Annotated in this window: 25 protein-coding genes and 1 pseudogene; 17 read left to right on the top strand and 9 right to left on the bottom strand. The window is 63.3% G+C overall.

The genetic code is table 11. The annotated features are described in order from the left end of the window. Positions 1–9: 9 nt before the first annotated feature. Both KFE19_13785 and iolE read right to left on the bottom strand, forming a co-directional pair. Positions 10–813 carry a 5-deoxy-glucuronate isomerase gene (locus KFE19_13785; protein QUO37435.1) on the bottom strand — a complete coding sequence of 268 codons (804 nt, stop codon included), beginning with the start codon at positions 811–813 and terminating at the stop codon, positions 10–12. 53 nt (positions 814–866) lie between these two features. After that, a complete protein-coding gene (iolE, locus tag KFE19_13780) occupies positions 867–1769 on the bottom strand; it encodes a myo-inosose-2 dehydratase (GenBank protein ID QUO37434.1) in 903 nt (300 codons plus the stop codon). A gap of 567 nt (positions 1770–2336) precedes the next feature. On the opposite strand from iolE, the gene KFE19_13775 reads away from it, so the two are divergent. From KFE19_13775 to KFE19_13750, 6 genes and pseudogenes are all read left to right on the top strand, one after another. After that, positions 2337–3341 (top strand): sugar ABC transporter substrate-binding protein, encoded by a 1005-nt coding sequence (locus tag KFE19_13775; protein ID QUO37433.1) that lies wholly within the window; start codon positions 2337–2339, stop codon positions 3339–3341. A gap of 146 nt (positions 3342–3487) precedes the next feature. After that, complete coding sequence (locus KFE19_13770; GenBank protein ID QUO37432.1) at positions 3488–4990, top strand: sugar ABC transporter ATP-binding protein; 1503 nt, start codon at positions 3488–3490, stop codon at positions 4988–4990. 1 nt (position 4991) lies between these two features. Then, positions 4992–5999 carry an ABC transporter permease gene (locus tag KFE19_13765; protein QUO37431.1) on the top strand — a complete coding sequence of 336 codons (1008 nt, stop codon included), beginning with the start codon at positions 4992–4994 and terminating at the stop codon, positions 5997–5999. Between the two features lie 190 nt (positions 6000–6189). Then, a pseudogene (locus KFE19_13760) lies at positions 6190–7905 on the top strand (CvpA family protein). 177 nt (positions 7906–8082) lie between these two features. After that, positions 8083–8640, top strand: a complete 558-nt coding sequence (locus tag KFE19_13755) for a hypothetical protein (protein QUO39642.1) — start codon at positions 8083–8085, stop codon at positions 8638–8640. A 135-nt stretch (positions 8641–8775) separates the two neighbouring features. Continuing rightward, positions 8776–9912, top strand: coding sequence for a pyridoxal phosphate-dependent aminotransferase (locus KFE19_13750; GenBank protein ID QUO37430.1), 1137 nt, complete (start codon positions 8776–8778; stop codon positions 9910–9912). 40 nt (positions 9913–9952) lie between these two features. Here the strand turns inward: KFE19_13750 and KFE19_13745 are convergent, their stop codons facing one another. Continuing rightward, a complete protein-coding gene (locus KFE19_13745) occupies positions 9953–10195 on the bottom strand; it encodes a helix-turn-helix transcriptional regulator (protein ID QUO37429.1) in 243 nt (80 codons plus the stop codon). Positions 10196–10292: 97 nt separating this feature from the next. Here KFE19_13745 and KFE19_13740 point away from each other — a divergent pair, with 97 nt between their 5' ends. Next, the gene (locus tag KFE19_13740; GenBank protein QUO37428.1) at positions 10293–10457 is read left to right on the top strand and encodes a hypothetical protein; all 165 of its coding nucleotides are present in this window, start codon (positions 10293–10295) and stop codon (positions 10455–10457) included. A 182-nt stretch (positions 10458–10639) separates the two neighbouring features. Here the strand turns inward: KFE19_13740 and KFE19_13735 are convergent, their stop codons facing one another. Further along, on the bottom strand, positions 10640–10960 hold the full coding sequence (locus tag KFE19_13735) for a putative heavy metal-binding protein (GenBank protein QUO37427.1): 321 nt from the start codon (positions 10958–10960) through the stop codon (positions 10640–10642). A gap of 28 nt (positions 10961–10988) precedes the next feature. Continuing rightward, positions 10989–12089 (bottom strand): amidohydrolase, encoded by a 1101-nt coding sequence (locus KFE19_13730; GenBank protein ID QUO37426.1) that lies wholly within the window; start codon positions 12087–12089, stop codon positions 10989–10991. Positions 12090–12561: 472 nt separating this feature from the next. Between KFE19_13730 and KFE19_13725 the strand changes: the two genes are divergently transcribed. The 5 genes from KFE19_13725 to KFE19_13705 all read left to right on the top strand — a co-directional run bounded on the left by KFE19_13725 (position 12562) and on the right by KFE19_13705 (position 17081). Further along, positions 12562–13449, top strand: coding sequence for a 4-hydroxy-tetrahydrodipicolinate synthase (locus KFE19_13725; protein QUO37425.1), 888 nt, complete (start codon positions 12562–12564; stop codon positions 13447–13449). Then, on the top strand, positions 13446–14165 hold the full coding sequence (gene dapB, locus KFE19_13720) for a 4-hydroxy-tetrahydrodipicolinate reductase (protein QUO37424.1): 720 nt from the start codon (positions 13446–13448) through the stop codon (positions 14163–14165). The genes KFE19_13725 and dapB overlap by 4 nt, the downstream gene beginning before the upstream one ends. A 2-nt stretch (positions 14166–14167) precedes the next feature. Next, positions 14168–14878 (top strand): 2,3,4,5-tetrahydropyridine-2,6-dicarboxylate N-acetyltransferase, encoded by a 711-nt coding sequence (dapD, locus tag KFE19_13715; GenBank protein QUO37423.1) that lies wholly within the window; start codon positions 14168–14170, stop codon positions 14876–14878. Between the two features lie 166 nt (positions 14879–15044). Beyond that, the gene (locus KFE19_13710) at positions 15045–15995 is read left to right on the top strand and encodes a hypothetical protein (GenBank protein ID QUO37422.1); all 951 of its coding nucleotides are present in this window, start codon (positions 15045–15047) and stop codon (positions 15993–15995) included. Positions 15996–16061: 66 nt separating this feature from the next. Next, positions 16062–17081: a Gfo/Idh/MocA family oxidoreductase gene (locus KFE19_13705; protein QUO37421.1), complete on the top strand. Its 1020-nt coding sequence runs from the start codon at positions 16062–16064 to the stop codon at positions 17079–17081. Between the two features lie 75 nt (positions 17082–17156). On the opposite strand, the gene KFE19_13700 is transcribed toward KFE19_13705, so the two are convergent. The 3 genes from KFE19_13700 to KFE19_13690 form a co-directional block, all read right to left on the bottom strand. After that, entirely contained in the window at positions 17157–19610 is a 2454-nt protein-coding gene (locus KFE19_13700; GenBank protein ID QUO37420.1) for an ATP-dependent Clp protease ATP-binding subunit, read from the bottom strand. Between the two features lie 32 nt (positions 19611–19642). Further along, the gene (locus tag KFE19_13695; protein ID QUO37419.1) at positions 19643–20152 is read right to left on the bottom strand and encodes a UvrB/UvrC motif-containing protein; all 510 of its coding nucleotides are present in this window, start codon (positions 20150–20152) and stop codon (positions 19643–19645) included. Between the two features lie 65 nt (positions 20153–20217). Further along, positions 20218–20670, bottom strand: a complete 453-nt coding sequence (locus KFE19_13690) for a CtsR family transcriptional regulator (GenBank protein QUO37418.1) — start codon at positions 20668–20670, stop codon at positions 20218–20220. Between the two features lie 292 nt (positions 20671–20962). Between KFE19_13690 and KFE19_13685 the strand changes: the two genes are divergently transcribed. The 3 genes from KFE19_13685 (at position 20963) to rsmI (ending at position 22848) form a co-directional block, all read left to right on the top strand. Next, positions 20963–21136: a 4Fe-4S binding protein gene (locus KFE19_13685; GenBank protein ID QUO37417.1), complete on the top strand. Its 174-nt coding sequence runs from the start codon at positions 20963–20965 to the stop codon at positions 21134–21136. 150 nt (positions 21137–21286) lie between these two features. Next, positions 21287–22021: a methyltransferase gene (locus KFE19_13680; GenBank protein QUO37416.1), complete on the top strand. Its 735-nt coding sequence runs from the start codon at positions 21287–21289 to the stop codon at positions 22019–22021. Next, positions 22018–22848, top strand: coding sequence for a 16S rRNA (cytidine(1402)-2'-O)-methyltransferase (gene rsmI, locus KFE19_13675; protein QUO37415.1), 831 nt, complete (start codon positions 22018–22020; stop codon positions 22846–22848). The genes KFE19_13680 and rsmI overlap by 4 nt, the downstream gene beginning before the upstream one ends. Before the next feature lie 73 nt (positions 22849–22921). Here rsmI and KFE19_13670 read toward each other — a convergent pair whose 3' ends face one another. Beyond that, positions 22922–23164 (bottom strand): AbrB/MazE/SpoVT family DNA-binding domain-containing protein, encoded by a 243-nt coding sequence (locus tag KFE19_13670; protein ID QUO37414.1) that lies wholly within the window; start codon positions 23162–23164, stop codon positions 22922–22924. Between the two features lie 220 nt (positions 23165–23384). Between KFE19_13670 and KFE19_13665 the strand changes: the two genes are divergently transcribed. Both KFE19_13665 and KFE19_13660 read left to right on the top strand, forming a co-directional pair. Next, positions 23385–23969 carry a spore maturation protein A gene (locus KFE19_13665; protein QUO37413.1) on the top strand — a complete coding sequence of 195 codons (585 nt, stop codon included), beginning with the start codon at positions 23385–23387 and terminating at the stop codon, positions 23967–23969. Then, positions 23966–24487 (top strand): spore maturation protein, encoded by a 522-nt coding sequence (locus tag KFE19_13660; protein QUO37412.1) that lies wholly within the window; start codon positions 23966–23968, stop codon positions 24485–24487. The genes KFE19_13665 and KFE19_13660 overlap by 4 nt, the downstream gene beginning before the upstream one ends. The last annotated feature ends 43 nt before the right edge of the window (positions 24488–24530 follow it).

Raw genomic sequence — 24530 nt, 5'->3', positions numbered from 1 at the left:
TACCTCCTGTCAGTGATTGGGATAGATGTGGTCGTTGGCGTCGGCCTTCCACAGCCAGGCGTGCTCGGGATCGTCAATACGGGTCTTGTCCCAGGGATCGCCGTCCAGATGCCGGATGCCCCAGGCATAGCACATGGCGTAGCCCGGCGCGGCGGTCTGGGAGTGGAAGCCGTGGTTGATGACGGCGCAGCCATTGTGGCCGGTCTTGAAGATCTCACCGTTGGCAAAGCCCGCGCCGAAGCCGTCGGGATAGTCGAAGCGGTAGAAGTAGACCTCCGGCTGGGGATGATGGTGGGGCGGATAGGAGGACCACTTGCCTGGCAGGTTCAGCACCTCGCCCAGGACCATGTTGGAGAAGGGGGCGTTGTCCAGGTCGAAAAAGGTCTTGATCTCCCGGGACATGCAGCCCATCAGCTCGCCGGCGAAGCCCTTGTGCTCCACCTGGACCTTGTCGGGGCTGTACATGACGGCCTCGTAGTCCTTTTCATTGATGGTTTTCTGAATATACAGCTCGCTGTGGCCCTGAGCCGTCAGGACGATCTTGGTCTTGCGGGGGGCCAGCAGGCAGTAGGCGTCGTGATGGAAGCAGTCGGGACGGTCGGCCTCCACGGTCTCGCCGTTCCACTGGAAGGTGACCTTGCCGGCGAACAGCAGCACGGCGCTCTCCTTCTCCGGCTCCTCGATGGTGTAGGTGTCACCGGCCTCCATCAGCAGCAGGCCGACGTCCATCTGGGTGCCCATGTCGTCCACGGCGGAGTCGATATAGGCGTTGTAGCCGTTTTTCAGTTCTGCGTTCTTATTAAAATAGGTCATCGGAAACATCTCCTAATTAAATAGTCTGAACGCGTGCATGGGTACGCGGGACCTTACAGGCCGGTGTGCTCCCGGATGTACTTGCGGCCCTTCATGGCATACTCCAGGGGGTTGGCCTTGGCGGGATCCTGCTCGGCCTCCACCAGCAGCCAGCCGGTGTAGCCGGCGTCCGCCAGGACCTTGAACACGGGGTCGAAGTCCACGTCGCCGTCGCCGGGGACGGTGAAGGCGCCGTTGCGGACGGCCTGGAGGAAGGACCAGTTGTTCTTCTTCACTTCTTCCACCACCGGCAGGCGCATATCCTTCAGATGGACGTGGCCCACCCGGTCGGCGTACTTCTTCAGCATGGCCAGGGGATCCTCGCCGGCGAAGGTGAAGTGGCCGGTGTCATAGCACAGGAACACATACCGGGGATCGGTGTTGGCCATCATGCGGTCGGTCTCCTCGCTGGTCTGGACCACGGTGCCCATGTGATGGTGGAAGCACAGCTTGAAGCCACGGTCCGCGGCGATCTTGCCCAGCTTGTTCAGCCCGTCGCAGAAGCGGTCCCACTCGGCGTCGTCCATGACGTGCTTGTGGCCGCCGGTGAGGACGGGGGTGTCCATCTGGCCCTGGATGGAGTAGCTCTGCTCGCTGACGTTGATGCGGTTGGCGCCCACGGCGGCCAGGAAGTCCAGGTTTGCGATGAAGTCCTTTTCCTCCTCTTCAAAGGGACGGGTCAGAATAAAGGAGGAATACCAACGGCTGGCAATGCGCATGCCCCGCAGATCCAGGGCCTTTTTCAGCTCAACGGGGTCCTTGGGATACTTGTTGCCGATCTCGCAGCCGGTGAAGCCCGCCAGGGCCATCTCGCTGACGATCTGCTGGAAGGTGTTTTCCCCGCCCAGCTCCGGCATATCGTCGTTGCACCAGCCGATGGGCGCGATGCCCAGGAACACGCGATTGGGATCAAACATGAAGAACGTCCTCCTTAATAATTAATAGCACTCTACCACATCTCCCCGGCGGCAGCAGAAGCCTCCGCCTCAAAACATTAAAACGTTGCATCTGTGTTCGTTCACAGAACCACATACAACAAGTCTGGGAGCATGTTTTTACTTCTTTAACCTATCATCGTTTGGAAAAAAAATCAACGGTTTTTCCAGGTCTATTTGGATTTTTTCCGATTTAGCCAAAGGGGCCCCCGCATTTTCTGCGGAAGTGACAACGCCCTTTACAGGCGGCAGCGGAGGGGGTGTTTTCCTCCCCGGGAACCGCCCGCGAAGGGCAATGTAAAATCCATGTAAAATCTCTCCCTCTTTTTTTGTCGGCGCCGAAAATTGTTTTCATATTATTCACAAACCAAACTGCATATTTTTTGGGAAAACAACGGTTTTTCTTCCATATTATTGACGGCGGACAGTCTCCGTGCTACACTTTGTTTGCGTTCACCGGGACTTTTGTTAATCGATTTTACCGTTCACAGGTTCCGGAATTTTCAAGTCGGCGAAAGTCGAAACAAACGCGAAAAGGAGAAAAGAAGCATGAAAAAACTCTTTGCACTGTTCCTGGCTCTGATCATGGCTCTGTCCCTGGTGGCCTGCGGCGGCGACACCGCTACCGAGGAGACCACTGATGACACCGCCACTGAAGAGACCACTGACGACGCCGCCGCTGCCAGCGACGTGGAGATTGCCGTCGTCCTGAAGACCCTGTCCTCCGAGTACTGGGGCTATGTGAAGGCCGGCTGCGACGCTGCCGCCGCTGACCTGGGCGTCAAGGTGACCGTTGTCGGCCCCGGCGCTGAGAGCGAGATCGAGCAGCAGGTCGCTATGATCGAGCAGCAGATCGGCGCCGGCTGCGACGCCATCATCGTTGCCCCCAATGACGCCGGCGCCGCTTCCGGTGCTCTGGCCAGCTCCATCGGCGTGATCCCCGTTCTGTCCGTCGACACCAACGTTGGCATCGAGGGTCAGACCTCCTTCGTCGGCACCTCCAACGTGGACGCCGCCAAGCAGGGTGGCCTGTGGGCCGCTGAGCAGGCCGGCGAGGGCGCCAAGGCCGTCATCATCTACGGCCAGGAGGGCGACAACACCTCCAACATGCGCCGCGAGGGCTATGAAGCCGCCTGCGCTGAGGCCGGCATCGAGGTTCTGGAGGCTCTGTCCGGCCAGAACACCACTGACGGCGCCACCAAGACCATGGAGGACCTGCTCAACGCCTATCCCGATCAGATCGACATCGTCCTGTGCCACAACGACGACACCGCTATCGGCGCCATGAACGCCTGCAAGTCCGCCGGCGTTGAGGACATGATCATTGTCGGCTTCGACGGCAACCAGTCCGCCGTGGACCTGATCCTGGCCGGCGAGATGGTCAAGGCCACCGTCGCCCAGCAGCCCTATCAGATGGGCTATCAGGCTGTTGAGGCCGCTCTGAAGGCCATCAACGACGAGACCGTGGACGAGGTCATCAACGCCCCCGTCGAGGTCGTCACCGCCGAGAACGGCCAGGAGTACCTGGACAGCCTGGCCGCCATGAAGGGCTAAGCCTTTCGGCAAATCGGTACATCTGAACAGAACTGTGGAATTTGGCGGCAGCGATGTCTGCCGCCAAATTCCCGTTCCGCGCAAACTCTTTTCTCCTCCCGCGGCGGCGGGAACCGAAGAAATCAGGAAAGGAACGAGGTAATCGCATGAGTGAGTATGTGGTCGAGCTAAAAAACATTACCAAACGTTTTCCTGGTGTCGTCGCATTGAAAAACATGTCCATTGGTATCCGGCCGGGAGAGATCCACGGCCTGATCGGTGAGAACGGCGCCGGCAAGTCCACCCTCATCAAGGTGCTCACCGGCGTCCACACGCCTGAGGAGGGCGAGATCTTCGTGGATGGCCAGAAAAAGGCCTTCCGCAATCCCGTCCAATCCCGCGAAGCCGGTATCGCCTGTGTCTACCAGGAGCTGAACATCGTCAAGCAGCTGTCTGTGACGGATAACGTTTTTATGGGACGCGCCATCAAGAAAAACGGCCTTCTGGACTATCCCAGAATGCACGCGGAGGCAGAGGCCGCCCTGAAGACGCTGGGCCATCCGGAAATCAATGTCAGAATGGAAAGCGGCAAGCTGGGCGTGGGCCAGCAGCAGATGGTGGAGATCGCCAAGGCTGTGTCCCTGGACGCCAAGCTGATCATCATGGACGAACCCACCTCCTCTCTGGGCAAGGAAGAGATCGCCCAGCTGATGGAGACTGTCCGTGGCCTCAAGGCCAAGGGCGTGGCCATTTTGTTCGTCTCTCATAAACTGGAGGAGCTCTTCGAGCTGTGCGACCGTGTCACCGTCATGCGGGACGGCGAGCACATCGTCACCGAGGACATCGGCAATATGACCGAGGACTCCCTGATCAACGCCATGGTGGGCCGGACTCTGGACAACCTCTATCCCAAGGAGTTCGGCGTCAAGGGCGACGTGTGGCTGGAGGGCCGGAATCTCAACGAGGCCGGTGTGCTCCACGACGTCTCCTTCCAGGCCCACGCGGGCCAGATCACCGGCTTTGCCGGCCTGGTGGGCGCCGGGCGGACGGAGACCATGCGGGCCGTGTTCGGCGCCGATAAGCTGGACAGCGGCGAGGTCTACGTCAAGGGCGAGAAGGTACATATCCGCTCTCCCAAAGACGCCATCCAGAAAAAGATTGCGTTCCTCACCGAGGATCGCAAGGGCCAGGGCCTGGTGCTGTCCCTGGACGTGCGCACCAACCTGATCCTGGCCAACATGAAGGGCTTTTCCAACGGCCCCTTCCTGAACAAGAGCAAGATCGAGGCCTCCGGCCGGGAAAACGTGGAGGCTCTGAAGATCAAGACCCCGTCTCTGGACGAGGTGACGGCCCAGCTCTCCGGCGGCAACCAGCAGAAGGTGGTCATCGGCAAGTGGGTCAACACCGACGCGGACATCTTCATCTTCGACGAGCCCACCCGCGGCATCGACGTGGGTGCCAAAATCGAGGTTTACCGCGTCATGAACGACCTGGTCAAGGCCGGCAAATGCGTCATCATGGTCTCCTCCGAGCTTCCGGAGATCCTGGCCATGAGCGACCATGTGGTGGTCATGCGGGGCGGCCGCGTCATGGCCAACATTGACCGTGACACCCCGCACTTCAACTCTGAGGATATCATGAAAGCGGCCTGGGGAGGAGAGTTAGACTGATATGAAAAAGAATTCTGGGAAAGAGCTTCTGCAAAAGCTGGGCACTCTGCTGGCCCTGGTCATTCTGATCATCATCTTCTGTGCCCTGATGCCGGATAAGTTCCCGAAGCTCAGCAACATTATGAACATCCTGAAGCAGGCGTCCATCAACTGCCTGATCGCCGCCGGTATGCTGTGCGCCCTGATCACCGCCGGCATCGACCTGTCCGTGGGCTCCAACTGCGTGCTGTGCACCTGCACCATCGGCGTCATGGTCCAGAACTTCGGCATCACCAACCCCGTGGCTCTGATCGTGGTTGGCCTGGCTGTGAGCACCTTCGCCGGCTTCATGAACGGCACGCTGCTCACCCGTCTGGATCTGCCCCATCCCTTCGTTTCCACTCTGGGTATGAAGAACGTGCTGTGGGGCGTTGCCCTGGTCATCACCGGCTCCAAGTCCATCGCCTTCACCAACACTGGCGTGGACGGCCTGATGTGGATTGGCAGCGGCTCCGTGCTCAAGTTCGGCAGCTTCCCCGGCATCCCCTTCAGCTTCATTCTGGTGCTGGTGGTGTTCGCTATCTTCCACGTGTTCCTGACCCGGTCTGCTCTGGGCCGTCAGATTTACTGCGTGGGCGGCAACCCCGAGGCTGCCCGGCTGTCCGGTATCCCCTCCAAGAACGTGCTGACCTTCGTGTATGCCCTCTCCGGCTTCACTGCGGGTCTTGCCGGTGTGGTGTCCGTGGGCCGTCTGGCCTCCGCCAACGGCAATGCCGGCTCCACCTACGATACCGACGCCATCGCGGCCTGCATCATCGGCGGCGCCTCCTTCACCGGCGGCAAGGGCACCATCTGGGGCACCCTGATCGGCGCTCTGCTGATGGCCGTTATCCGCAACGGCCTGAACCTGATGGGTGCTCAGACCAACGTGCAGTACATCGTCATCGGCGCCGTCATCATCCTGGCGGTCACCATCGACGTGTTCCGCAACAAGGCTGAGGCCAAGGCCCGGAAGATGGCTGCTCAGTAATCCCCTTCCGCACAGATGTTTCTATTGCAGCGGCCCCGCCTTTTGGCGGGGCCGCTTTTTCCATGCTTTTTACCGGACGGTACCTTTCTTCCGGAGGAATCAGGAATGGCCTGTGAGGGATACTTGATTTATTCACACTTTTCCTGTATCATGAATTTCAATTTTTAAAAGAAGAGAAAGGAGCGACTTCATGCCGATCCAATTCAATTTCGGCGGATTCGACTTCGGGAATTTTGGTGCGGGCGCCCAGAACAATCCGGGCGGCTTCACGCCCCCATCCAAAAAGCCCCGCAAACCCCGCAAGGCCGTGGGCAGCCCCGCCGGGCGCATCGCCATCAACCTGCTGGTCACACTGGTATTCGCCCTGGGCTATTTCTATATCGAGCTGCCCGCCCTGAACTTCCACGCCGAGGAGCTGTATGTGTTCCTCTTCCTGGTCTGCGCGGTGTACTGCGTGTGCGCCGTGTTCACCTCCGGTTTCCAGGGAGACGGTGCCAAGGGCTATTTCCACTTTGTGAAAAAGCAGTGCACCATCCCCTTCTTCGCCGTGGCGGCACTGATCGCCGTGATCCTGGTGGGCGCTGCCAGCTCCTGGGTGGTGATCCGGGCCGGCAGCTATGCCAAGCTCCTCACGGTCGAGTCCGGCGATTTCGCCGCCGAGGTGGAGGAGATCTCCTATGACCAGATCCCCATGGTGGACAAGGACTCCGCCGAGCGTCTGGCTACCCGGAAGCTGGGCGAGCTGGCGGACATGGTGTCCCAGTTCGAGGTCCAGGAGGGCTTCACCCAGATCAACTATCAGGGTCGTCCTGTGCGGGTGGCGACGTTGGAATACGCCGACCTTATCAAGTGGTTCACCAACCGCTCCGAGGGTCTGCCGGCCTACCTGATTGTGGACATGGTGACCCAGGACGTGGAGGTGGTGCGCCTGGAGGAGGGCATCCGCTACACCACCGCCGAGCACTTCGGCCGAAATCTCCAGCGGCACCTGCGGTTCCATTACCCCACCTATATGTTCGCCAACCCCGTCTTTGAAATCGACGAGGAGGGCACGCCCTTCTGGGTCTGCCCCCGGATGGTCAAAACCATCGGCCTCTTCGGCGGCACCGACATCCACGGCGCCGTGCTGGTCAACGCCGTCACCGGCGAGAGCCAGTACTATGAGGAGGTCCCCTCCTGGGTGGACCAGGTGTACGTGGCGGACCTCATTATGGAGCAGTACGACTACTACGGCATGTACGCCAACGGCTTTTTGAACTCCATCTTCGGCCAGCGGGACGTGAAGGTCACCACCGACGGCTATAACTATATCGCCATCGGGGACGACGTGTATATGTACACCGGCGTCACCTCCGTCACCTCCGATCAGTCCAATATCGGCTTCCTGCTGAGCAACCAGCGGACCAAGGAGACCAAGTTCTACACGGTGGCCGGTGCCACGGAGTCCTCCGCCCAGGCCAGCGCCCAGAGCCAGGTCCAGCAGATGCGCTATATCGCCACCTTCCCCCTGCTGCTGAACGTGGCGGACCAGCCCACCTACTTCATGGCCCTCAAGGGCGAGGACGGCCTGGTGAAGATGTATGCCATGGTCAACGTCCAGCAGTACTCCATCGTCTCCACCGGCGCCACCGTGGCCGCCTGCGAGACCAGCTACCGCCAAGCCCTGGCGGACAACGGCATTATCAAACAGGAGGAGGCCGGGGTGGATCAGTCCGGTGACAGAGACCTGGGGCCCGCCCAGTTTGAGATCACGGATATCCGCACGGCGGTCATCGGCGGCAGCACCCAGTATTTCCTGGGCGCCGGTGAAAACGCGGAGCATGGCGCGGTCTACTACCAGATCAGCGCGGCGGACGATCCCAGGGTGGCCATGCTGCAGGTGGGAGACGGTGTGCTCATCAGCTTTGACCGGAACCAGACCCCGCAGGAGCTGACCGTTGGGAGCGGCGGAGACAAGGTGGTGCTGTACACCATTTTCCGTGCCGAGAGCCTGGGCGACTACTACGGCTCATCAGCCCAAACAGACACATCCCCCGGCCAGACGGCGGAGAACGCCGCCTGAGAACAGAAAGAAGGAATTTTTATCAACGCACTTCAGGAATTCGTCTCCCTGCTGACCGGCACCTTTGATAACCGGGACCAGCTGGCGGCCTTCCAGGCCCAGGGTGTGGAGGGCTACCCCGCCGCACGCCACGTGAACACCGTCCTCAACGACCGCATTGACGGCCTGCCGGAGAACTTTGACGGCGTCTTTATGCTGGAGGAGAGCGACTACACCGTGAACGGCCGCACCAACCCCATGCCCCACCTGTTCCTCTTCACCCTGGAGCCGGGCGGCCGGGTGAAGCTGACCAGCTACGACATGCCCGCCCCCTACACCAAGGAGACCTTCCGGGCGGAGAGCCTGGGCCGTCTGAACTACGCCGACCTGACCCCCTCCGCCAAGTTCACCCCCGCCCTGTACGAGTACAGGGACGGCGGCTGGGAGGGCGGCAGCGAGAGCATGTTCACCCCCGTGCTGAAATTCAAGCTGTGGGAGCGGTTCACCCCCGAGGTTCTGGTGGTTTCCGAGTCCATGGAAATGAACGGCAAGCGGACCTTCGGCTATGACCAGCCCCTGGAATACCGCCGCTGCCGGTAATGCATCCGCCGAAAAGGCCGCCCTGACGGGCGGCCTTTTTCTGTTCCGCGGAAGAGAAAAATTGTTTTGAAGTCGTTGACATCCCTTTTTCCGGCGCATATACTGGAATTCATTAGAAAAAGGAGCGTGAAACCCATGGACCTGAGACTCAATGACGCGGTCATGAACGTGGAGCTGTCCGGCATCCGCCGGTTCACCTTTCTGGTGCGGGACACCCCCGGCGCCTGCGCCCTGACCATCGGGGAGCCGGATCTGAACACCCCGGACCCCATCAAGGAGGCCGCCAAGGCCGCCCTGGACGCCAACGACACCCACTATCCGCCCGGAAACGGCTTCCCCTACCTGCTGGAGGCCATCTCCAAGTTTGAGGCGGAGCGCCACGGCCTGCACTACGGCCCCGACGAGATCCTGGTGACCGTGGGCGCCACGGAGGCGCTGTCCGCCACCTTCAACACCCTCCTCAACCCCGGCGACGAGGTCATCATCCCCACCCCCGCCTTCGGCCTGTACGAGTCCATCACCCGCCTGTGCCGGGGCGTGCCGGTGTTCCTGCCCACGGAGGACAACGGCTTCCAGATCGACCCCGCAGCCCTGGCGGCGGCCCTGACCCCCCGGACCAAGGCCATCATCCTGACCTCCCCCAACAACCCCACCGGCTGCATGTACAGCAAAGAGACCCTGGACGCCATCCACGAGGTGCTCAAGGACCGGCCCGTGTTCGTGATCTGCGACGACGTGTACCGGACGCTGACCTATGTGGACGGCTACCACAGTTTTGCCGAGTACCAGGACATGCGGGACCGGATCGTGGTTGTCCAGAGCTTCTCCAAGCCCTATGCCATGACCGGCTGGCGCGTGGGCTACCTGCTGGCGGACAAGGCCGTGAAGAGCCGGCTGGAGGTGTTCCACCAATACGCCGTCACCTCCGTCCCCGCCTTCATCCAGCCCGCCTGCGTCAAGGCCCTGGAGAGCGACACCGCCCCCATGGTGGAGATCTTCCGCAAGCGGCGGGATTACATCTACCGGCGCCTGACCGATATGGGCTTCGCCATCCAGGAGCCTCAGGGCGCCTTCTATGTGTTCGTGGACGTGCGCAAGTACGGCATGGACTCCATCACCTTCTGCGAGCGGATGCTCAGAGAGAGCCTGGTGGGCGCCATCCCCGGCATCTATTTCGGGACCGAGGGGTACATCCGGCTGTCCTACTGCTACTCCGACGCGGACCTGAAAGAGGGCCTGGACCGGATCGAGCGGTTCATCAAGAGCCTGTAAGAAAATGAAGCGGCGCCGTGCGTTTGCACGGCGCCGCCTTTTATTCCCGATATTCCAGCAGGTCCTCCACCCGGCAGCCCAGGACGAAGCAGAACCGGGCCAGCACATCCGCGTCGATCTTCTCCACATCGTCCCGGAACCATTTGTCCACCACCTCAAACCGGGTGTTGGCGGCCTTGGCCAGCGCGTTGCGCTTCATCTGCCGCTGTTCCAGAACTTCCCGCAGGCGGACATGGACCCGGCCGTATTCCCGTATCGCCATGACAGACTGGTTCTTCTCCATATCCTCACCTCACACAATAACCCTATCTGGAAAGTTACAGATTGACAATCCGCTTAAATATAGTTACTATATTTATAGTTATTTATGAGGTGATTGGATGGATTTCTACAAAGACCTGTATTTTCAGATGGTACGCGCCAGTGAACAAGCGCTCCGGGCGCTGGAGCGGCAGGATTTCGGAACGGCCCGGAGCATTTTGATCTCCGCGCAGCAGGAGGCGGCGGAGGCACGGTACCTGGAGCAGGAGGAGGCAGAAGCATAAGGCTTGTTCGAGATACAAGCGCTGCCGCCTGCGGGGAATCCGCCCCCATTTTCTTTTGTCTTGACAAAAGAAAATGGGGGGTGCATTCCCCGGGAACCTCCCGGTCCCCGCCGCCCTGCCGCACCGGCAAAAAAGGGCCGCCCCCTGCGGGGCGGCCCTGCGCGTATGAAAGGATCTTCGCCTCAGTTCAAAGACACCGCGGTGCCGCTGACGGTGACCATCAGCATCCCGTTGTCCGCGCCCAGCACCTCGTAGTCCACGTCGATGCCAACCACAGCGTCGGCGCCCAGGATCTGCGCCCGCTGCTCCAGCTCCGCCAGTGCCTGGGTGCGGGCCCTCATCAGCTCGTCCTCATAGGTGTTGGAGCGCCCGCCGAAGAAGTTGGACAAACCAGCGGCAAAGTCCTTGAGGACGTTGACGCCGGAGATCACCTCTCCGAACACGACGCCGTGGTACGCGGTGATGGTGCGGCCCTCCACAGAGGGGGTGGTGGTGAGAATCATGAATCTTCCTCCTTTTGTCGTCCGGTGGTCAGTCCAGCATCAGCAGCTTCTGCAAAAACGCCACGCCCTGGGGCAGCACCGCCTCGTCGTCAAAGGCGAACTCCGGCGCGTGGAGCTGGGGCGTATCCCCCACGCCCAGCAGGAAGAACACACCGGGGGTGTACTGCTGGTAGAAGGAGAAATCCTCCGCCGCCAGCATCGGCGCCTCCAGAAGAAGGGGCGCGTCGGCCCCCAGCTTAGCGGAAACATCGGCGTACAGCTCCTCGTGGTTCCACACCGCCGGATACCCCTCGCTGAGGTGGACGGTAACGGTACAGCCGGTCTCCGCCTCCAGGGCCTTGCCGATGTCCTGGAGCTGGCGGCGGCAGAAGCGGAAGGTCTCCTCCCGGTAGGTCCGCAGGCTCCCCTCCAGCACCGTGCGGCCGCTGATGGCATTGCGGACCGTGCCGGAGACCATCTTGCCGAAGCGCAGCACCCGGGGCTCCGCCGGGGGCAGGGAGTCCATCATGGCATAGGCCCGCTGGAGATAGGCGATGCCCGCGGTCAGGGCGTCCCGGCCCTCGCTGGCCCGGCTCATGTGGACGCTGCGGCCCTCCACGGTGACGGTGACCTCGTTGGACCGGGCCATGAGGGGACCGGGGCGGGAGGCGATCACGCCCTGCTCCAGTCCCGGCCACAGGTGCAGGCCGAAGATGTGCCGGACACGGTAGCGCTCCAGCACGCCGGCCTGGCAGAGCTTGCCGGCGCCGCCGGTGGTCTCCTCCGAGGGCTGGAAGATCAGCAGCACGTTCCGGGGCAGCTCAGAGAGGTGGGCGGCCACATATTCCGCCAGGGCCAGCACCATGGCGGTGTGGCCGTCGTGGCCGCAGGCGTGCATGACGCCGGGGTGGGCCGAGGCATAGGGCAATCCCGTCTGCTCCGGCACCGGCAGGGCGTCCAGATCCGCCCGGAAGGCCACGCTCTCATGGCGTCCGGCGTCGAACCAGGCGCACACGCTGCCGGTGATAGGCGTAAACACCTTGCACCCCAGCGGCTCCAATACAGAGCGGACATAGGCCGTCGTCTCCGGCAGCTGATTGTCCAGCTCCGGGATCCGGTGGAGCTGGCGGCGGTATTCGACCACGGACATGGGCAGGACCTCCTTGCACGCGCATACTCATTGGTACCAATATACCACTTCCCCGCCCCGGGGAACAAGGGGCGGGGGCGAATTTGGCGCTTTCCACAAGAGAGGATCCGGAATCGCTGGGGAATTTTTGAATTTTTCTCTTGCAACCGCCGCCTGATGGTGTTATGATGTCTCAAAATGAGATAGAGGCGCGGATGCGACGATGTCATGGGAGCCGACGGGCAAGGATCATGGCAAAAGCAAGTCCGCCGAACTTTCCGCTCAGGTATGAACGGGAGGTGGGCCCGTGGGGAATACCTGCGGGACTGTCCGCGGGCGTCCCCGCGGGGGCGCTATCCGCTAACAGGTCACTCCGTGCATGGGCGCGGGAGCTGTCGGTAGGGGCGTGTCTCTACCGACTTTTTGTTTTTCTCCCTCAGGGGAGAGCTGGTCCCCGTGACCGAAAAAAAGAAAAGTATGGAGGGCACACAGTATGAAGTTCGAACATTTGCAGGGATCCATCGTCGCTATGGTCACCCCGTTCCACGAGGACGGCAGCGTCAATTTCGAGGTGCTGACCGAGCTGCTGGAGCGCCAGATCGCCGAAGGCACCGACGCCATTTTGACCCTGGGCACCACCGGCGAGTACTCCACCATGACCCATGAGGAGGACGCCGCCGTGGTGGCCCATACCATCAAGGTCGTGAACGGCCGGGTGCCGGTCATCGTTGGCAGCGGCTCCAACTGCACCGCCACCCAGGTGGAAAAGAGCATCGAGTACCAGAACATGGGCGCCGACGCCCTGCTGCTGATCGCGCCCTACTACAACAAGGCCAACCCCGAGGGCATGTACCGCCACTTCGCCGAGACGGCGGACGCGGTCCACATCCCCTGCATCCTCTACAACGTCCCCGGCCGCACCGGCTGCTCCATCCCCGTCTCCGTGGTGGAGAAGCTCAGCAAGCACCCCAACATCGCCGGCATCAAGGAGGCCAGCGGCGATATGTCCTACGCCATGAAGATCGCCCACTGCATCGGGCCGGACTTCGCACTGTACTCCGGCAACGACGACATCACCGTGCCCCTCATGAGCATCGGCGGCAGCGGCGTCATCTCCGTCTACGCCAACGTCATGCCCCGGATGTGCCATGAGATCGTGGCGGACTACCTGGGCGGCAACCAGGCCCGGGCCGTTGAAAATCACCTGAAGTACTTAAAGCTCATGAACGACCTGTTCATGGAGGTGAACCCCATCCCCGTCAAGGCCGCCATGAACCTGATGGGATTGAACGTGGGTCCCATGCGGCTGCCCCTGTGCGAGATGACCCCGGAGCACACCGAGGCTCTGCGCCGCACCCTGGAGGAGGCGGGACTGCTGTGAGATACATCCTCATCGGACGGGGCAAAATGGGCAAACTGATCCGGGAGACGGCCACCGCCGCCGGAGACGAGATCCAGGCCGCCTTCGGCCACGACGATCTGGACCAGCTGGGACAGCTGGGGAAGGTGGCCGACGTGGTCATCGACTTCTCCCGGCCGGAGGCCCTGCCGGAGATCGCCGCCTACGTCCGCCGGACCGGCACGCCCCTGCTCTCCGGCACCACCGGCTACTCCCCCCGGGACCTGGAGCTGCTCCGGTCCCTGGGCACCGCGGCCCCCGTCCTCTGGAGCGCCAACTTCTCCCTGGGCGTGGCGGTGCTGTACCGGGCCTTGCAGACCGTCTCCGGCGTGCTGAAGCCGGACTTTGACATCGAGATCACCGAGACCCACCACAACCAGAAGGCCGACGCCCCCAGCGGCACGGCAAAGCTGCTGGTGGAGGCCCTGGACCCCCAGCACGCCCTGCGGCCGGTGTACGGCCGGGAGGGCAATTGCGGCAAGCGGCCCCGGGAGGAGATCGGCATTCACGCCCTGCGGGGCGGCACCGTGGCCGGGACCCACACGGTCCACTTCTTCGGCCCAGACGAGGAGCTGGAGTTCACCCACCGGGCCGCCAGCCGCCAGATCTTCGTCAACGGCGCGCTGCACATGGCCCGGCTGCTGCCGGGAAAGCCCTGCGGGGTCTATGACCTGCAAAAAATCTTGTTTGGAGAGTGACTATGAACGCCCAGGAGATCATTGATTACATTGCAAATTCCGAGAAAAAGACCCCGGTGAAGGTCTATGTCAATACCACCGGCCCCGTGGACTTCGGCACCGCCAAGGTCTTCGGCGGCGCCAACGCCCAGGGGGTTGGCAGCTACGTGGTGTTCGGCGACTGGAAGGACCTGGCCCCCATCCTGGAGGCCAACGCCAGCAAAATCACCGACACCGTGGTGGAGAACGACCGCCGCAACTCCGGCGTGCCCCTGCTGGACATGAAGGGCATCCCCGCCCGGATCGAGCCCGGCGCCATCATCCGGGAAAAGGTGGAGATCGGCGAGGGCGCCGTCATCATGATGGGCGCCGTCATCAACATCGGCGCCGTCATCGGCAAGGGCACCATGATCGACATGGGCACCATCCTGGGCGGCCGGGCCATGGTGGGCGACCGGTGCCACATCGGCGCGGGCACCGTGCTGGCCGGCGTGGTGGAGCCTGCCTCCGCCACCCCCGTGGTCATTGAGGACGACGTGGTCATCGGCGCCAACGCCGTGGTCATCGAGGGCGTCCGGGTGGGCCGGGGCGCTGTGGTGGCCGCCGGCGCCGTGGTCATTGAGGACGTGCCCGCCGGCGCCGTGGTGGCCGGCAGCCCCGCCCGGATCGTGAAGATGAAGGACGAAAAGACTGAGGGCAAGACCGCCCTGGTGGATGCTCTGCGCAAGCTGTGAGAATTGACAAACCGCCCTGCTGAACAGCAGGGCGGTTTTTTGCAGTTTGACAAAATTCGCAGGATTTTTTTGGCAGAAAGCGTTTGCGGTTTTGATTGCCTCCGCCGGGAAAGTATGCTATCCTTAATACCAACCATTCAACTGAACAAGCGAAGGGGGCCTGGGGATGCTGGCATTGGACTTCATCAACGTAGGCAACGGCGACTCCATTCTGATCCGGGAGCTGGACGCAGGACGGCAGACATTCGCCATGCTGGTGGACTGCGGCCATGACAACCTGGTGCGGGACGACCACCCGCCGCTGGAGAACGACCGCTCCCGCCGCATCTACGCCGGAGACTTCCTGCGCAAAAACGGCGTGACCCGGCTGGATCTGCTGCTGGTGACCCACTTCCACCGGGACCACATCGGCGGCCTGGGCCGGGTCCTGGACGCGGTGGAGGTGGACGAGCTGGTGTGCACCTACCTGCCTCCGCTGGATGCGCCGCCCCTGGAGCCGGACCGGGATATGACCATGCCCCGGGCCGCCCGGAACCTGATGCGCTGCGTGGAGATCTACACCTCCGCCCTGCGGACCCACCCGGGCCGGATCAAGCGCGTGACGGTGCTGCCCGGCGACCGGACGGAGCGCCGCCAGCTGACGGAGGCACTGTCCATGGACATCCTCTGCGGCGAGCCGGCCCTGTATCCCCGCCAGAAGGCGGTCTACGACGCCGCTTTCCAGCGCCGGGAGAACGCCTATGACCTGATCCACTGGGGCAAGTCCATGAACGTGTCCAGCCTGCGCCAGCGGCTGTACTACCACGGGAAGGAGATCGTCCTGGGCGGCGACGCCTACGCCCACGTCTGGGAGACCGCCAGCTCCACCCCCTGCGACATCCTGAAGGTCCCCCACCACGCCTCGCTGTCCTCCACCACCCGGAAGCTGCTGCATATGCTGCGGCCCCAGACGGCGGTGGTCTGCGTGGCCGCCGGCCGCCCCGACGAGCGGCCCCACCCCTACATCGTCTCCCTGCTGAAAGAAGAGGTTCCGGAGGTGTACTTCACCGACGCCGTGGACATCCCCGGCCTGGTGGAGCCCGCCTACCACGAGTCCGTCCATCTGGAAGTGGAGTAAACCTGATCAGGCCGCCCCGCCGGGCGGCCTTTTTCCAAAACTGAGAAAAAACGGGAGGAATACACCATGGATACCCTGCGCATCGGCATCGTGGGCCTGGGCCGCCTGGGCCGGGTCCACGCGGAGAACATCGCCTGCAAGATCCCCGGCGCCCGGCTGACCGCCGCCTGCACCACCCGGCCGGAGACGGTGGAATTTGCCCGGCAGCTGGGAGTCACGGCCCTGTACACGGACTTCGACCGGATGCTGTCAGAGGCGGAGATGGACGCCGTGGCGGTGATCTCCACCTCCTCGGAGCACTGCCGGCAGATCGCCGCCGCCCTGGACGCCGGCAAGCACGTCTTTTCCGAAAAGCCCCTGGGCGTGGACCTGGAGCAGTGTCTTCAGGCCCAGGCAGCGGTGGAGCGGCACCCGGAGCTGACCTTCATGCTGGGCTTCATGCGGCGCTACGACCCCTCTTACGCTTACGCCAAGCAGCAGGTGGATGCAGGCGTCATCGGCACGCCCTATCTGGTCAAGGCCACTGGCCTGGACCCGGAGGCGGTGGTGGAGGACGCCATCCGCTTCTGCAAGAACTCCGGCGGCATCTTCCTGGACGCCGGCATCCACGACATCGACCTGATGCGCTGGTTCCTGGGCAGCGAGGCGGAGGAGGTCTACGCCCTGGGCGCCACCTTCAAGCACCCGGAGTTCCGGCAGGCCGGGGACGACGAGACTGGTCTCGCGGTATTCCGCTTTGCAAACGGCGCCATGGGCTCCATCCACGTGGGCCGCACCTGCCCCTACGGCTACCACGTGGAAACGGAGATCGTAGGCACTGAGGGCACGCTGCGGATCTCCGCCGTGCCGGAGAAGAACCTGGCCCGGGTCTACGGTCCCGGCGGCGTCCGGGCCGAGTGTGTGGCCTCCTTCCCGGAGCGATTCCGGGAGGCGTACCTGCTGGAGATGCAGGAGTTCGTGGACTGCGTCCGCACGGGCCGGAGGCCCGGCACCACCGTCTATGACGGCGTCCGCTCCACCGCCGTGGGCTACGCCACCACCGAAGCCTGGCGCACCGGCCGCCCGGTGAAGATCCATCTGCCGTGACAGAAAAAAAGACCGCCGGAGGGCTTTGCCCTCCGGCGGTCTTTCGCGTGCGCGCCCGTCAGGCGCGGCGGGATATCACTTGGTCACCAGCAGCTTGTCGTCCTCCACGGTGAGGCGGGCGGTGTCGCCGCTGTGGAGCGTGCCGTCCAGCATCTTCTCGGCCACGGCGTCCTCCACCTTGCTCTGAATGGCCCGGCGCAGGGGTCTGGCACCGTACTTGGGGTCGAAGCCCTCCTTGGCCAGCTCCGCCACGGCCTCGTTGCTGGCGTCCAGATGGATGCCCATGGCCTCCATCCGGGCGGAGACGGTCCGCAGCATCCGGCGGGCCACCTCTTCGATGTCCGCCTGGGTCAGGGGGCGGAAGACGATAATGTCGTCGATCCGGTTCAAAAACTCCGGACGGAAGGTCTGGCGCAGCTCCGCCAGGACGGCCTCCCGGGCCTGCTGGAACTTCTTCTCGGCGTCGGGGTCGGTGCCGTGCTCCTCGGCGGAGAAGCCCAGCTTCCCGCCGGCGGCGGTCAGGGTCTTGGCGCCGATGTTGCTGGTCATGACGATGACCGTGTTCTTGAAGTCCACGGTGCGGCCCTGGGAGTCGGTGATGCGGCCGTCGTCCAGGATCTGCAGCAGGATGTTCCACACGTCCTCATGGGCCTTCTCGATCTCGTCGAACAGCACCACGGAGTAGGGCTTGCGGCGGACCTTCTCGGTCAGCTGGCCGCCCTCCTCGTGGCCCACATAGCCCGGGGGAGAGCCGATCAGGCGGGACACCGTGTGCCGCTCCATGTACTCGGACATATCAATGCGGATCATGGCGTTCTCGTCACCGAACATGGCCTCGGCCAAAGACTTGCACAGCTCCGTCTTGCCCACGCCCGTGGGACCCAGGAACAGGAAGGAGCCGATGGGTCGCTTGGGGTCCTTGAGGCCCACACGGCCGCGGCGGATGGCCCGGGCCACGGCCTTGACGGCCTCGTCCTGGCCCACTACCCGCTCGTGGAGGGTCTCCTCCATGTGCAGCAGCCGCTGCCCCTCGTCCTCGGTGAGGCGGGTGACGGGGATGCCGGTCCAGCCGGCCACCACGGCGGCGATGTCATCGGCGGTGACGGGGCGGTGCTGGGCATTGTTTTTGCGGCGCTTGTCCCGCTCGATCTCCACCTGCTCGCGGTAATCCTTCTCGATGTCCCGCAGCTGGGCGGCCTTCTCATAGTCCTGGGCGGCGATGGCGGCATCCTTGTCCTTGACCAGGGCGGCGATCTTCTCCTCCAGGCTCTTGAGCTCGGGAGAGATCTCCTCCGTCTCCATCCGCACCCGGCTGGCGGCCTCGTCCATCAGGTCGATGGCCTTGTCGGGCAGGAAACGGTCGTTGATATACCGGGCGGACAGGGATACGGCGGCCTCCAGGGCCTCGTCGGTGATCTGGAGCTTGTGGTGCTTCTCATAGCGCTCCCGCAGGCCCTTGAGGATCTCCAGACTGGCCTCCTGGCTGGGCTCGCCCACCTGGACCGGCTGGAACCGGCGCTCCAGGGCGGCGTCCTTTTCGATATACTGGCGGTACTCATTGAGCGTGGTGGCGCCGACCACCTGGATCTCGCCCCGGCCCAGGGCCGGCTTGATGATGTTGGCCGCGTCCACAGCGCCCTCGGCGCTGCCGGCGCCCACGATGGTGTGGAGCTCGTCGATGAAGAGGATCACGTTGCCGGACTTCTTGACCTCCTCCAGCACCTTCTTGATCCGCTCCTCAAACTCGCCCCGGTACTTGGTACCGGCCACCATGCCGCTCAGGTCCAGAGACAGCAGGCGCTTATCCAGCAGGTCGTCAGGCACGTCGCCCAGGACGATCTTCCGGGCCAGCCCCTCGGCGATGGCGGTCTTGCCCACGCCGGGCTCGCCGATCAGGCAGGGGTTGTTCTTGGTCCGGCGGGAGAGGATCTGGATGACCCGCTGGATCTCATCGTCACGGCCGATGACCGGGTCCAGCTTGCCGGAGCGGGCGTCCGCGGTCAGGTCCCGGGTGAACTCCCGCAGAGTCTTGGTCTTGGCGGCGTCCTCCTTGGCCGGGGCGCTCTTGGCCTCGGAGGCCCGGCCCCGGGGCGTCTCATTGAGCTTCTGCATCAGGGCGGAGTAGAGGTGCCGGGCGTCCACGCCGGCGGTGCGCAGGATGCGGACGGCCATGTTGTTGCCCTCCCGCAGGATGCCGGCCAGCAGGTGCTCGGTGCCCACGTAGTTGTAGCCGCCCCGCACGGAGTCCTCCATAGCGATCTCCACCACCCGCTTGGCCCGGGGGGTCAGGCCCTGGGCCGGGTTGCCGCCGGGCAGCCCCGCGCCCACGCTCTTTTTCAGGATCTCCACGATCATCTCGTCGGTGAGGCCCGCCTCGGTCAGGACGGTGTGGGCCATGCCCTCGCCCTCCCGGATCAGGCCCAGCAGCAGGTGCTCGGTGCCCACGTACCCGTGGCCCAGATCCCCAGCCGCCTCCTGGGAAAGCCGCAGAGCCTCCTCGGCCCTGGGCGTGAATTTGTTCTCATTCATATGTCTTTACCTTCCTTTCCTTGGGAAAGTCCTTATTCCTTGTTCTCCTTGGACTCCTTGCGCTCGGCCTCCAGGGCCTTGATCTGGTCCCGGATCTCGGCGGCCCGCTCGAAGTTCTCCTGATGGACGGCCTTCTTCATCTCCATCCGCAGCGCGTTCATCTGGCGCATCCGGGAGAAGCGGCTCTGCTCCTCCTTCTCCACCAGATCCTCCTTCTTCTCCTCCTGCTGACTGCTCTGCCGGGCGGGGGCGCCCAGGGCGGGCATGTCGCTGAAGAAGTCGTCGAAGGGATCGTCCAGCAGGTGGTTCATCCGGCTCATCAGGCTGGGCATGGGGGCGAAGAAATCGTCCAGCAGCCCGCCGCCGAAGAAGCCGTTGCCGAAGAAGTTCTGCATCATCCGCTGGTTGTGGGCGGTGATCCGCTGGGTGTAGCCCAGCTTCTCCGCGCAGTCGCTGCAAAGGTGCTTCTCCTCCACCTGGCCGTTGATGTTGCTCCGGTATACAAAGGTAACTTCATTCTTACCGCAATGTTCGCATTTCATAATCGATTCCTCCTATATTCACGGTTGATAGTTTATACAGTTTGATGATGTGCGATCCCTCCGGTCTACACCTGGAGGATCAGGACGTTGCGCAGGATGTCCGCCCGGACGGTGTCCCGGTTCTCCCGGGGCACTGCCGCCAGGGCCTTGTCGCCCACGGCGGCCAGGATGGATCGTCCCACGCTCTCCTCCAGCGCCCCGGCCTGGACCAGGTTGCTGAGGATGGCTCTGGCGGAGGGCAGGTCCATCTGCTCTCCCAGGGAGTTGATGACGTGCATCAGAAGCGTCTGCCGGTCCACCCGGACCCGGGTGATGCGGATATATCCGTTGCCGCCCCGGCGGCTCTCCACAATGTAGCCCCGCTCCGGGGAAAAGCGGGTGGACATGACGTAGTTGATCTGGCTGGGCACGCAGTTGAAGCGCTGGGCCAGGTCATTGCGCTGGACCTCCACCACGCCGTTCTCCGCCTCGTCCAGGCTCTCCTGCAGGAAGCTGGCGATCAGATCTGAAATACCCACCTGCATCACTCCTTTCTGAAAAAGCCTCTGTCTTTTTTGACTTTGACTTTCTTTAACCTTTCGTTCTGCACACAGTATACCACGGTGCCGTGAAATGTCAAGAGTTTATTTTTGACTTTCTTTGACCAATTTGAAAACAATTTGTGAACAGAGTTAGCTTTGACAAACCACAGTTTTTTGTCAATTTCCCAATTTTTTAACAGAAATATTTTGTGACGTTTTTCACAGCCCCCTTGCATTTTTTGATTTGTGTGGTAGAATGGCAATACAAATTCTTATGGAGGTGCTTCCCATGGCTTACAAGATTACTTCTGCCTGCGTGAGCTGCGGTGCCTGCGCGGATGCCTGCCCCGCCGGTGCCATCAGCCAGGGCGATGACCAGTACGTCATCGATGCTGCCGCCTGCCTGGACTGCGGTTCTTGCAGCGACACCTGCCCCAACGGCGCCATCGTCCCCGAGGAATAATCAAAGGGATACATAAACGCACCGCAAGCGCTGCTTGCGGTGCGTTTTGTTTTTCCCGGCCGGTGAGAGCAGCGTGTTTCGCCGCTTGTGCCGGGGGAGATTTTTCGGTATAATGGGGAAAATCAGTTCCGGCGGAGGGAGGCGAGGACCATGGAGCGCTGGGACCGGCTGCGGACCGGCGGATACCGCTTCGTCTACGACGACGCCCTGTTCCCGCCGGGGACGGACAGCTTTCTCCTCTCCGCTTTTCCAAAGCTGCGGCCAGGGCTGCGGATCTGCGACCTGGGCTGCGGTACGGGCCTGCTGGGCCTGCTGCTGCTCCAGCGCCAGCCGGCAATGACGGCGACCGGGGTGGAGCTGCTGCCCCAGGCCGCGGCCCTGGCGGAGCGGACGGCCGCCGCCAACGGCCTAGAGGACCGCCTCACGGTCCGGACCGGCGACCTGCGGCAGATCCGCCAGCTGCTGCCCCCTGCCGCCTTTGACCTGGTGGTGTGCAATCCCCCCTACTACCCCGCCGGCTCCGGGCTTCTGCCGGAGTCCCGCGTCCTGCAAACCGCCCGGACGGAGCTGGGCTGCACCCTGGAGGAGGTCTGCGCCGCGGCGGCGTACCTGCTGCCCTGGGGCGGGCGATTCTGCCTGGTCCACAAGCCGGAGCGGCTGGCGGATCTGTGCTGCGCCCTGCGGGGGGCGGGACTGGAGCTCAAGCGCCTGCGGGCCGTGTGCCCCAGGGCTGGGGACGCCCCTTCCCTGCTGCTGGCGGAGGGCCGCCGGGGCGGGCGGCCCGGCGTGGAGATCCTGCCGCCCCTGATACTCCGGGGGCCGGACGGGGCTCCCACGGCGGAGCTGGATACCATCTATTTTCGCACACAGGAGGAAACGCCATGAGCGGTACCTTATATCTGGTGGCCACCCCCATCGGCAATCTGGGGGACTTCTCCCCCCGGGCGGTGGAGACACTGGAGGCGGTGGACTTCATCGCCGCCGAGGACACCCGGGTGTCCGTGAAGCTGCTGAACCACTTCGAGATCAAAAAGCCCCTGGTCAGCTATCACCAGCACAACCATGTCACCGCCGGGCAGGCGATCCTCAACCGGCTGCTGGGGGGCGAATCCTGCGCCCTGGTCACCGACGCCGGCACCCCTGCCATCTCCGACCCCGGAGAGGAGCTGGTGCGGCTGTGCGCGGACAACGGCGTGGAGGTACTGTCCATCCCCGGCTGCTGTGCGGCGGTGAACGCCCTGGCGGTCAGCGGCCTGCCCACGGGCCGCTTCACCTTCGAGGGCTTCCTCTCTGTCAACAAGAAGACCCGGCGGGAGCACCTGGCCGCGCTGGAAAACGAGGAGCGCACCATGATCTTTCACGAGGCGCCCCACAAGCTGCTCTCCACCCTGGAAGACCTCTCCGCCGCCTTCGGACCGGAGAGGCCGGTGGCATTGTGCCGGGAGCTGACCAAACTCCACGAGGAGACCATCCGCACCACCCTGGGCCAGGCAGCGGACCATTGGCGGGATACCGCCCCCAAGGGGGAGTTCGTGCTGGTGGTGGCAGGCCGCCCGCCCCGGCAGGAGGCCGCCATGACGGTGGAGGAAGCCGTGGATCGGGTGCTGGTTCTCCGGGACGGCGGGATGCGTCTGAAGGACGCCGCCCGGGAGGTGGCCGACGCCACGGGCCTCTCCAAAAATGAGCTGTACGCCGCCGCTCTGGGGCGGTAAAGGCAAAATCGAAGCGCTTCCGCGGCAAAGCCGCGGAAGCGCTTTCATTCTATCTCCATGGATGAGCGGACTCTTACAGGCTCTTCAGCTCTTTCAGGCACTTGGGACAGACGTTCTTTCCCTTAAATACGGTGATATCCTTGGTCCCATCGCAGAAGATGCAGCTGGGCTTGTACTTTTTCAGAATGACGGACGAGCCCTCCACATAGATTTCCAATGCATCCTTTTCAGCGATGTCCAGGGTACGGCGCATCTCAATGGGGAGCACGATCCGACCCAGCTCATCCACTTTTCTCACGATACCAGTTGATTTCACAGCAGCACTCCTTCTCCGACCGTCCGAATCAGCTATTCGGACCGGATTCCAATATTTGATGTCCGATACACATGCACTGACCTTATCATAAATTCTTGCTGTGTGTCAATGACAGATCTGTCATATTCTGTAACATTTCGCCGCAATTCACAATAATTTTACAACTCTCCGCCGCAGGCTTCAGACGGCCGCCGGCGGGCACCTTTCAGGAGGGATCTGCATGGCAATGACTTGGGTCTGGGCCGGGATGGTCATTCTCTCCCTGGCCTTCGGCCTGGCCACCGGGAGTCTGGACGCCGTGGCCGCGGCGGCCATGGACGGCGCAGCCTCAGCGGTGGAGCTGAGTCTGTCCATGGCGGGGGTACTGTGCCTATGGAGCGGCGTCATGGAGGTCATGAAGGTCTGCGGCCTCTCCGACGCCCTGGCCCGGGCCTTTCGTCCGGTGCTGCGGCGGCTGCTGCCCCAGGCCAGCCGGGACAGCGAAACCCTGGCGGCGGTGTCGGCCAATGTCTCGGCCAATCTGCTGGGCCTGGGCAACGCCGCCACGCCCCTGGGCATCCGGGCGGCCCGGCGCATGGCCCGGGGCTGCGGCGGCATAGCCAGCGATGAGCTGTGCCTGCTGGTGGTGCTGAATACCGCCTCCATCCAGCTGCTGCCCGCCACGATTGCCTCCGTCCGCTCCGCCGCCGGGGCGGCGGCCCCCTTCGATATTCTGCCGTCGGTGTGGCTGTCCTCTGCATTGTCGGTGGCGGCGGGCCTCACTGCGGCAAAGCTGCTGGCGCACTGGGGGAGGTGGCGGCGGTGAACCTCAGCTCGCTGGTGATCCCGGTGCTGCTGGCCGGGGTGGCAGCCTGGGGCCTTGGGCGGCGGGTGGATGTCTACGCCGCCCTGACCCACGGGGCTGAGGAGGGCCTGGGGATGCTGCTGCGGATCGTGCCGGCCCTGGTGGGGCTGCTGACAGCGGTGGCCATGTTCCGGGCCAGCGGCGCCATGGACTGCCTCTCCGGTCTGCTGTCCCCGGCGCTGGAGGCCCTGGGCATCCCGGCCGAGACCGCGCCGCTGCTGCTGGTGCGGCCGGTGTCCGGCAGCGGCGCCCTGGCCGTGGGCACGGAGCTGATGACCACCTACGGTCCCGACAGCTACATCGGCCGGGTGGCGGCGGTGATGCTGGGCAGCACGGAGACCACTTTCTACACCGTCGCCGTGTACTTCGGCTCCGCCGGCATCCACCGCACCCGCCACGCGGTTCCGGCGGCGCTGATCGCGGACCTGACGGGTTTTGCTGCCTCCGCCCTGGCGGTACGGCTGTTTTTTGGAGCATAAAGCCGCGCGGACCCGATGGAACCGGGCCCGCGCTGCTTTTGCC

It is taken from the genome of Dysosmobacter sp. Marseille-Q4140, from assembly GCA_018228705.1.
GTDB lineage: Bacteria > Bacillota > Clostridia > Oscillospirales > Oscillospiraceae > Oscillibacter.
The sequence above is the reverse complement of the archived record's forward strand: the minus strand, read 5'-3'. Positions and strand labels throughout refer to the sequence as shown.